The following is a 9,848-nucleotide window of genomic DNA, read 5'->3' as shown; positions in this document are numbered from 1 at the left end:
TGGCGCACATGTTGGGTACACTCGACACCGATCAAGCCTTGCATCTGCTGCAAGCGATCAGCTCGAAATCGGTGGATGTGGTGATGTCGAGTGTGGAGCAAATGGCGCAAAACGGTGTGGATTGGGATGGATTGTTGCAACAACTCGCCAGTCAATTGCATCGATTAGCCATGGTGCAGGCTTTGCCATCCTCGCTTGATAAAGGCCAGCCTGACGCTGACAAGGTCGTGCAGCTGAGCAAAGCGTTAACGCCGCAAGATATTCAACTGTTCTACCAAATTGCGTTGAAAGGGCGTGAAGACATCGCGTTGGCGCCGTCAGAGCGCATTGGTTTAGAGATGGTGCTGTTGCGCATGGTGGCATTTAGGCCACAAGAGGTGTCGCAAGCCAATATGATCTCAACGTCCAGCGCACCTGTCGCAGAGGCGCCAGCGTCAAAGGCACCGGTGCCATCTGCAGCGCCACCAGTCAGCCATGCTGCGCCTCAAGCGCCGATGTCCTCTCCAGCGGTCTCGCCTCAGCCTGAAGTAGCGCCACCTAAAGCGCCATCGCAGCCAATGCCAAGCGCACCGTCGTATGAGCCACCGATGGCCGATTACGACATGCCACCGCATGACGATATGCATGACGCGTCTGGGTATGACAGAGATGAGTATACACAGATGACGCCCGCTTCGGCCCCACAAGCCCCAGCAGCGCCAACACCGCCTCCGACGCAGAAGCCGGCGTCAAGCGGGGTGAGCGGCGGCATTAGTGGTTTACGTCATCAATTGCGCTCACAGCGTCAAGGGCGCAGCTCGCCAGGCGCGTCAACAAAAAAGGCTAAAGCGGCATCTGCCAAACCGGAATCGGTGCTCGAACGTGTTGCGCAAAAACACGCCGGAGCGCCGCAGATGTCGCCTGCTGCACACATGGCTAGAAACGAGTCGGCAAACAACGCATCGCTTGAGAAGCCTGAGCCCTATCAATGGACGCCAAGCCAACCAGTCGTGGATGAGCAAAAGCCGGAACTGAAACCCACGCAGCTGAAAAAAGCGCTCGAGCACGAGAAGACGCCAGAGATGGTCGATAAACTCGTTAAAGAAAGCTTAGAGCGAAGCGAGTGGGCAAAGCTCATCAGTCAGCTCAATACAGCTAAGTTGACTGAGCAACTCGCGCTCAATTCGGATTACGTCAAAGATGGCCTTTCTATCCAACTGACGTTGCGACCACAGCAGGCTCACCTCAACACGGATAAAGCGCAAAGTGAACTGCTCTCAGAGCTCAATCGAGTGTTGGGCGAAGAGTGCCAGTTAAGTGTCGAGATTGGTGACAAAGGAGAAACACCGCTAGAGTTAAGAGATAAGCTGTATCAAGGCAAGCTTGAGCAAGCTTTTAGCAGTCTAGCGGCTGATGAGTACGTGCAGTTTATCGAGCAGCGTTTTGGTGCTGAACTCGATAGCGATAGTGTACGACCGATATAATTTCCGGTGGTTGAATTCATTTGATTCAGCCCCCATTTAATTCGATATAGTGACAAACTAGAGAGATAAACATGTTTGGTAAAGGCGGTATGGGCAACCTAATGAAGCAGGCCCAGCAAATGCAAGATCGCATGCAAAAGCTTCAAGAAGAAATTGCGAATATGGAAGTGACTGGTGAATCGGGCGCTGGACTTGTGAAAGTGACCATTACTGGTAGCCACAGTGTTCGCCGCGTTGATATCGACGAGAGCTTGATGGAAGACGATAAAGAGATGCTAGAAGATCTCATTGCTGCTGCGTTCAATGATGCCGCTCGTCGTGTTGAAGAGACGCAAAAAGAGAAAATGGCGTCAGTGACAGGCGGTATGCAATTACCACCTGGTATGAAAATGCCGTTCTAATCTCGCTCTCAGCGCGTAACAGGTTTACGTGCAATCGATGAGAATGACGGACAATTCATAGAGAAAGAGAGTCAATGCGTACCAGTCACATGCTGGAACAATTAATGGAGGCCTTGCGCTGTCTACCTGGGGTCGGCCCCAAGTCGGCACAGCGGATGGCCTTTCATTTATTGCAGCGAGATAGAAAAGGCGGCGTGCAACTCGCCGACGCGTTAAGTCAGGCAATGACGGAAATCGGTCATTGCTCGGAATGCCGAACCTTTACTGAAGAAGAGGTTTGCCATATCTGCACCAATCCAAAACGCCAAGAGAATGGACATATTTGTGTAGTCGAAAGCCCTGCGGATATCGCAGCGGTGGAAGCGACCGGTCAATATTCTGGGCGTTACTTTGTGTTGATGGGGCACTTATCGCCCCTTGATGGTATTGGGCCGAGTGATATCGGTTTGGATGTGTTGGACTTTCGCCTGCGCCGCGGTGATATCAGCGAGGTGATTCTTGCGACCAACCCAACGGTGGAAGGGGAGGCGACCGCGCATTACATTGCCGAGTTGTGTCATGAGCACCAAGTCACGGCTAGTCGCATTGCCCATGGTGTGCCGGTCGGTGGTGAATTAGAGCTGGTGGATGGCACAACGCTGTCTCATTCACTGCTCGGGCGACATAAGATTTAATACCTGCATTTTTCACCCAGAAATAATATCAATATGGCCGCATCTGCGGCCATGTTTTTATCTGTCACCCATGATAGAGCGTAGTGCTTGGTTTACTTTTGTTACGTCAGACGCCAAGGGTTACGTCAGACGCTCAAGCTCGGTGATATTGGTCATCGCTTGCTTGTTGGTCGCCCCGCACACCACAGGACACGGCTTAAAGTCTGCGCACACTTTGGGACGCTCTGGTAAGCCAAACAGCTTGCAGAGATTGTCTTCATTGAGCTGAATGCAACGAACACCGGCAGGTTTGCCATTTGGCATCCCCGGAATCGGTGATGAGATACTGGGCGCAATACAGCAAGCCCCGCAACCGAGTCGACAATCCATCCTGATACCCCTGAGTAAAATTGAGGCGCGATAGTAGCAAAAATCATCAAGACGATCAGTACAAGATCTTGAAGTTTTTGCCGCTAGACGGTATAAATCGCCCCTTCTTTAACTAATCCAAGATGAGTCTATGAGCGCACCCTTTTGGCAAACAAAAACGTTAGAGCAGATGACGGAGCAAGAGTGGGAATCTCTGTGCGATGGCTGCGGCAAGTGCTGCCTGCACAAACTCATGGATGAAGATACGGATGAAATCTACTACACCAATGTGGCGTGTAGTTTACTCAACACGAAAACCTGTTCGTGCAGCGATTATGAACATCGCTTTGAGTCTCATGAAGAGTGCACCAAGCTGACTCGTGATGACATCGATGATTTCACCTGGTTACCGCATACCTGTGCCTACCGTTTAATGGCAGAAGGCCAACCATTGCCTGAATGGCACCCGCTGCGCACTGGCTCTAAGTCAGCGATGCACGCCGCTGGGGAAAGCGTCAGAAATAAAGTGGTCTACGAAATCGATGTGATCAATTGGGAAGACCACATACAAAACTTACCTGATAGACTAAAACCTCACAAATAACTTTTAAAGTTGAGAATGCTATGTATGCATTATGTACATAGCATGAGGTTTAGTATGTTAGATTTTGATAAAAATAAGAAAAAGGTAATACGAAAAGAAGTAGAGATTTCAACTATCCCTAACTTCGTTTACAAGAAACCATTGGTATCCATTGATGATAATGGCGAGCCTCAGGTTACCTATCGTACTAATGGCAACAAGATCCCCATTAAGAAACTTCCCTTACTCCATATTGTTGGGTATGACGACAAAGATAACCTAATCAGCTACCAGCCATTAGATATGGTCAATGAGTTCTTATTGTCGAAAGCAATCGATGATGGTGTTCTTGAACTTGGCACCGATGCGCAGGGGGTTGCGCATTACTTTAGTTTTGTATTGGACAAACAAGCCGAGTGGGATGCTGAATACGATGAAGAAGACTTTGATCCTCTCTATGATGACCCTCGTCCAGAATGGAGTACATTTCCTCGCAACAAGCAAGAACGATTAACCTACCAGTATCGCGATGGTATAAAACAGCTCGCTATTGATGGTGTGTTGGCTAAAACTACCGTTAGGCAATATATGAGCAGTGTCGTTGGTTTCTATAAGCACTGCCTTCTACAAGGTATCCGCTTCAATAATCCTCCCTTCCAATTTGAGATAGTTAATATCCATTTCGAGGAGTCTGCATCAAGTATGAAAGCTTACCAACGTAAGCAGATTCACACGACGGATATGCGGATTAAGTTTTCCAAGTCATCTCGGAGTAGCGGCACAAGCCTCAGCAATCTGCGCCGTGATCTAAAGCCGTTTACCAATAATGAATGGAACATCCTGCAAAACATATTAATGAAGTCCCGCAAGGTGGTTCGTCATGGTGACAATAATAAACTACACTCATTGCCTATTGAGTTTTGCCTCCACCCACTGATTTGCCGTAATACTGGATTGCGTAGAGAAGAAGCAGCGAGCCTTCACTTAGGACAGATAGTTAACCCCGAAACCATGATTCAGGATGGCAAAGAGGTGTTTAAAAAACCTGTGATGGATTTGGGTGTCGGTGATAAGTACCAATCATTTACAAAGACGGCTGAGGGCTTCGCAGAGAAGAATAAAAGCCGCGTTACCATTATCCCCGCCGCATTGATGAAGATGCTTTACGATTACTCGCAGTCGGACAGGTATCAAAAGCGCCTCAAGAAATTCAAAGCATGGTGCAATGAGCAGGTTGAGGAAGGTAATACGCATTTCTTTGAGGGTGATGATGCCATTAACCCTGAACTGGAATACCTGTTTATTACCCAGTCTGGGAAGCCGATGTTTACACGGCTACAAGACTTTACTGGGCGCTGGGTGGAAATTCGTAACACTGCAAACCTAACCCAAGGTCTCGATAAACCGATTGTTGGCTCTATACATAATTTACGCTCAACGTTTGCCGTAAATATCCTCCGTCACCTTTTAAATAAAAAGGATGATTATGGCAACCCGTCAATCACACCCGATGAGGCATTGGATAGGGTGTCAGCGCTGCTTGGACATGAAGATCGGGCGACTACCATGGAGTACCTGAAAATTGCACAGGATATGCCCTCTGCCGATGAAATCTACGAAGACGTACTGGACTATATTGGCGCGTTTGATGATTTAGAGGGGGCATTATGAATCAAGGGCGAAAGCGCACCAGAATTACGATAGAGAAGACCATCGCACCCCTCATTCCATTACGCTTTGAGGATATGGTTTTACTCAGCGGCAACGGATATAAAGATTACACTCATCGCTTACGCTATCTTAATGTCCCGACAGTGGAACAAATAAAGTTAGGGAATGTGGAGTTAGCAAATCGGGATGATATCGTCAGAGACATTCACCAAAGGCTCAAATCCTTACCTGAAAACAGATCAAAGAAGACATATTTTAGTGGGCTTGTTAGCTACTTTCGATACCTTGACGGTGTTGGTTATCGCGGTGATCTTTTTAGTATTACAGCCATGATTGACTGTATTAAGCACTTCAATAAATTACGCGAAAAAGGTGAACGGGTAACGGTAGGGGAGCAGATTCAAAAGTCTTTATCAGTGTTATTAAGGCTGTGGAATCGGGAGTCTGACCTTAAGATGCTGCCAGAAGTTGCGGCGAAACCTATTGCAGCGTCCAAAGCGTTCCATATTGAAACAGAGCTGAAACCATTGTCAAAGGTATTGGTTAAAAGTGCTGTGGTCTTTCAGGAAGCGATTGAGAAAAATGAGTTGCTAGAGATTCACCCGTTCTTTGATGAAGAGCGGTTTAATGAGCAAGCAAGACGCAATGGCTGGACACCACTTCAAATTGGCACTAAAAGGCATGGCTTTAAGAAATGCATGAAACCTCAAGCTGGAACAATAAAGAGTAGCCCGCTTCAACTTGAGCAGCTTAATCGTCAGGTATTTTATAATCAGGCATCACGCAATTGGTTTTTCGTGTTCTCAATGCTGACAGGCATGAATACATCGGTGCTTGCTAACGTGCAGCATAAGGACGTTTTATTTAAAAGTATTGGCAGTGGACGGTTTGTTTTTGATGGTGAGAAGTTCAGGGCTGGTTATAAGGATTTAGATAATAGCGCTGGCTTTAGCTTGCGAACCAAAGAACTGATCACCCGATGGCTTAAAACATCGAAGGTGATTTACCAATCACTGGGTATCCAGCTGTCAAATGAGCTGCCGCTATGCCCTTTCTTTAGTGCCAGCGGTGAGGTTTGGACATTCAATACCCATGGCTCAAATATTGGCTACATCAATACTCAGCTTGAAAAGATAACGGGCTTAACGGTTACTGCAAGTCGATTCAGAGCAACAAAATCTGATGTATTGATGCGAGTCACTGAAGATATCTTCCTTGTATCACAGGGGCTGAATAATTCCGTGAATGTTGTCGCCAAACGGTACTCGAGTGGTGTTCAGGCAGATCATGATAATAACCTCAATGCCACGTTTGGCGCGTTAAGCGCGGTTGCCAAAGGCGAAGAGATTGGCAAAGCCATCGAAGGCTCCAAGGTAATGCACAGCGATATTTTGTCTGATTATGATTATAAGAAATTGCGTCATCGTGAAAGCAAAGAGCAGCCATTAATGACCACGCCCACTGGCATCAAATGCGCAGGTGCAACACCAGAGAAGCTTGTTGCAGAAGCAAGGCGCATGAAGCAGTTGGGGATTGATTTTTCCAAAGATACGGGTCGTTGCACGGATTTTCTTGCCTGCTTTGATTGTGACAGCCATAAATTGGTGGCGTCAGAAAATGATATCTGGTTGATGCTGTCATTTTTAGAACAAATCGAAGACCTCAAAGAGATGGTGGCGAGTCATTCCGCACCGAAGGATGAGTATTTTGTGGTGGAGGGGATGTTGAAAAAAGTCCTTCTCAGGCTGAAACAAAAAGCACCAAAAAACTACGCTCAAGCAAAACAAAAGGTGGATGATGGCGATTACCATTCGCTTTACCAAGACCGAGCCAGCGCCAGCCAATTTTTTAAGGGGTAATTTATGTCTGAAAAGCTTATACCGCTTCGCCAAGAACTCGCTGAAAACCCTTATGTGGCGTTTGACTCTGACGGAGAAGGAGTGTCACGCGTCTTTGATGTAGAGTGGGATTTTCACGCCCTGAACCAGAATTTTAAAACATTGTCTTTTGGGCATATTGATGAGAAGTACCGCCACGATATTCAGTCTTGCCTTTATGCACTGATTCAATATCAAAAGGAAACCTCAAACTCTAACTCCCATGTGGCTGTTAGCTCGTTGAAAAGGTATAGGAATACATTAAAAGCCATCGCCACACGTTGGGGTAAAAGTGACTTCAGTTTACTTTCGAGCGAGCGAGAGTGGAAAAAGTGCACTAAAGCATTACATGGTGTTGGCGGAGAAGGCTCGTGCAGCCACATTGCGTCTATGATTAATGCACTGAATAAAGCGGGCCTTGTAACGCGTTATGTCCACAAACGAGAATATAGCCAGTGGGTTAAACCTGATGCTGGTAAAGGTCAGGCAATTGCGTTTCCGGAAACGATTCATGTCAGTATTTTAAAGACCGTTGTTGAGTTTGTTGAAACCTATCACCCCTATCGCCATCAGATTTCAGCAGCGATGGAAAAGCTTTACACCTATCAGGATGAAATGTTCAACGCTGAGCTTAAAGCGCTTGGTGTTAGTGCCCTTAATGAGAGGCAAATGCATACATTCAACCTTAGAATATCTCGCAGAACAAGTAAGTGGCCTGAACGAAAAGCCATTCCTAATTTTTCGTTTTACAGACGTGGAGATTGGTTATGCACATTGCTCAGGATGTGTTTTATCTGCGTCGGTTTGTTCTCCGCAGCCCGAAAGGAAGAGCTACTCTCCATGAACAAAGAGAGCTATGACGATACATTAGCTGCTGTACCCAAGGTCTCAGGGTTTTCGACAAAGGGAAATAAGGGCGAAAAGATTTATACGACGTGGAATACTGCACCTATTGCAAAACTGGCGCTGGAGCTAGCTTTTGATGCTACGCAAGCCGCAAGGAAATATCAGTTAGAGCGACTGGATGACGGCTATCAAAATGGTCAGCTAACGCAAGACCAATACAATGCAAAGAAACAAGACCTTGAGAGTGCCTTTATATCTTCTAACATCCCTTATGACAGTGAAGCGCTCATAAATAAAAAATCGTTCAAGCCCAGGATTGAGAGTGCTGATGATGCATTGAATATGAAAGAGTTCAACATTACTGCGACCGCAGAAGACGTTGACGAATTCGACCTGTTAAATCCAGAGCGAGCAGGAAGTTTAATGGTTGGAGGCGGTTTACCTAAGCTTAGTCCTCATGATTTACGGCGGAGTTTTGTGGTCTTTATGGTGAAAAACCGACTGGGCAACGCACTCACAGTAAAATACCAGCTTAAGCACCGCAATATTAATATGTCCAACTGGTATGCGAATTATTCCGAACTTGCGCGCACCAACCACTTGCTGATGGATACAGCGTTAATGAGTGAATTTAATGAAGCTATTGAAAGCTGTGCGGTGGACGCATGGGATGAGATTTACAATGTATCCGACACCTTGAGTGGTGCAGAAGGCGAGCGCATAGCCCAGAATAAAGCCGAGCGGCTAGCACAGGGGGAAGAAATAGTGATGTCCCGAAGTGAATTGTTCTCTTTGGTAAGGTCAGGTGACAAATCCATTGTGTTGCTTCCTACAGGGGGGTACTGCACCAACCGTAATTGTGAGCGCCTTTGCTCCCTGATGGATATTGTTGAAGCTCCCTGCAAGCATAAGATAATCACTGACAAAGCGGCTAAAAGGCTATCGAGGGAGCGGGATAACCTCATTGCTTCATTCAGGTCGATAAATGACATGGGCGATTATGCCAATGAATTAATTCTGGATGCCAGAAAGAAGAAAATTCAATCTATTGAACCAACGTTGGTCAAACACAGCATTCCTTTTGATAGCTTCAATGATGATATTAAGGCGGTATGGTTATGAAAGTTGAGTATAAGGGAACCTGCAAGGCAGAAGGGTTACTGGTCAATGCATTTCAGCGCTTATTAGATGGCAAGCCACTTCATGTTAAGGCTACGGGCAAGCTCACGTTAAACCGAATCAATAATGAAGCGCAGCTAGGTAATAGCTACGTCCATAAGTTCAAAGATTTCGTGGCCTACGCCAAACCTGTTATCGATGAATATAACCTCAATCGCGATAAGGCCATGGCAACAGGTTTAGATATTGAGCTAGATGTCCCTTTATCTGAGTTTGATAGGCTAAAACACCAATTAAAAAAAGCCAATGAGTTGAAAGACAAGTACAGGATTCAACGAGATAATGCAATTAAAGCCAGAAAGCTGTTAGAGACTGAGAATGCCAGGCTCCGTTTTAGGGTGTTTGACCTACAACAAGAATTATTAGATGAAAATTCAGTTGTGACTCCAATCAAGTAACACGCTCTCACGCTCAAAGTGTAATGGGGCTAGCATCGTGATAACTCGTTTCTGCCCCAAAACGTTTTTGGTGCGTGCAATTATTTAAAATAATGAGGAACGGATTTACCTACAAATATTCATCTGTTGTAGGTGTCTAGAGAATCGGCGGCTATTCATCTCGAGAGTTTATGCTTTCTGAGAAAGAAATGAAGAAGAAGCATGAAGAACTCAAGGGAAAACTGGAACTTGAAGAAGATATAGAGTCAGCCAGTGAAGGTGAGAGTGAGGATCTTTAGTGGTAGAAACTTCTCAGATTAAGCCATCTGATCTGATTGATATGCCATTTGTTTGTTAGCATTCAGGTTGATATAATGTTATTTACTCGCTGCAATACCCGCTGTGCGATAAGTATTAATGCGATAGGGC

9 protein-coding genes are annotated in these 9,848 nt (G+C 46.2%); 8 read left to right on the top strand and 1 reads right to left on the bottom strand.

All coding sequences use genetic code 11. From position 1 onward, the window contains the following. From AC6R0L_RS02165 to recR, 3 genes are all read left to right on the top strand, one after another. On the top strand, positions 1-1,463 hold a 1,463-nt coding region (locus tag AC6R0L_RS02165), incomplete at its 5' end, for a DNA polymerase III subunit gamma/tau C-terminal domain-containing protein (protein ID WP_500628090.1). A gap of 71 nt (positions 1,464-1,534) precedes the next feature. Continuing rightward, positions 1,535-1,864 (top strand): YbaB/EbfC family nucleoid-associated protein, encoded by a 330-nt coding sequence (locus tag AC6R0L_RS02160; protein WP_005380618.1) that lies wholly within the window; start codon positions 1,535-1,537, stop codon positions 1,862-1,864. 74 nt (positions 1,865-1,938) lie between these two features. Further along, entirely contained in the window at positions 1,939-2,538 is a 600-nt protein-coding gene (gene recR, locus AC6R0L_RS02155; RefSeq protein WP_500628089.1) for a recombination mediator RecR, read from the top strand. Between the two features lie 120 nt (positions 2,539-2,658). Here the strand turns inward: recR and AC6R0L_RS02150 are convergent, their stop codons facing one another. Then, entirely contained in the window at positions 2,659-2,907 is a 249-nt protein-coding gene (locus AC6R0L_RS02150; RefSeq protein WP_500628088.1) for a YkgJ family cysteine cluster protein, read from the bottom strand. A 130-nt stretch (positions 2,908-3,037) separates the two neighbouring features. On the opposite strand from AC6R0L_RS02150, the gene AC6R0L_RS02145 reads away from it, so the two are divergent. Genes AC6R0L_RS02145 through AC6R0L_RS02125 form a run of 5 tightly spaced genes read left to right on the top strand, consistent with a single transcriptional unit; the run spans position 3,038 to position 9,440 of the window. Continuing rightward, complete coding sequence (locus AC6R0L_RS02145) at positions 3,038-3,490, top strand: YcgN family cysteine cluster protein (RefSeq protein ID WP_500628087.1); 453 nt, start codon at positions 3,038-3,040, stop codon at positions 3,488-3,490. Positions 3,491-3,544: 54 nt separating this feature from the next. Then, positions 3,545-5,140, top strand: a complete 1,596-nt coding sequence (locus AC6R0L_RS02140; RefSeq protein WP_500628086.1) for a site-specific integrase — start codon at positions 3,545-3,547, stop codon at positions 5,138-5,140. Further along, a complete protein-coding gene (locus AC6R0L_RS02135; RefSeq protein WP_500628085.1) occupies positions 5,137-6,999 on the top strand; it encodes a hypothetical protein in 1,863 nt (620 codons plus the stop codon). Before AC6R0L_RS02140 ends, AC6R0L_RS02135 begins: the two co-directional genes overlap by 4 nt. Positions 7,000-7,002: 3 nt before the next feature. Beyond that, the gene (locus AC6R0L_RS02130; RefSeq protein WP_500628084.1) at positions 7,003-8,985 is read left to right on the top strand and encodes a hypothetical protein; all 1,983 of its coding nucleotides are present in this window, start codon (positions 7,003-7,005) and stop codon (positions 8,983-8,985) included. Next, complete coding sequence (locus tag AC6R0L_RS02125; protein WP_500628083.1) at positions 8,982-9,440, top strand: hypothetical protein; 459 nt, start codon at positions 8,982-8,984, stop codon at positions 9,438-9,440. Before AC6R0L_RS02130 ends, AC6R0L_RS02125 begins: the two co-directional genes overlap by 4 nt. Positions 9,441-9,848: the final 408 nt, after the last annotated feature.

This window comes from Vibrio sp. R15-SG3-ISO1A (genome assembly GCF_059833955.1).
Note: the sequence above shows the minus strand (reverse complement) of the source record. Positions and strands in the feature narration are given on the sequence as shown.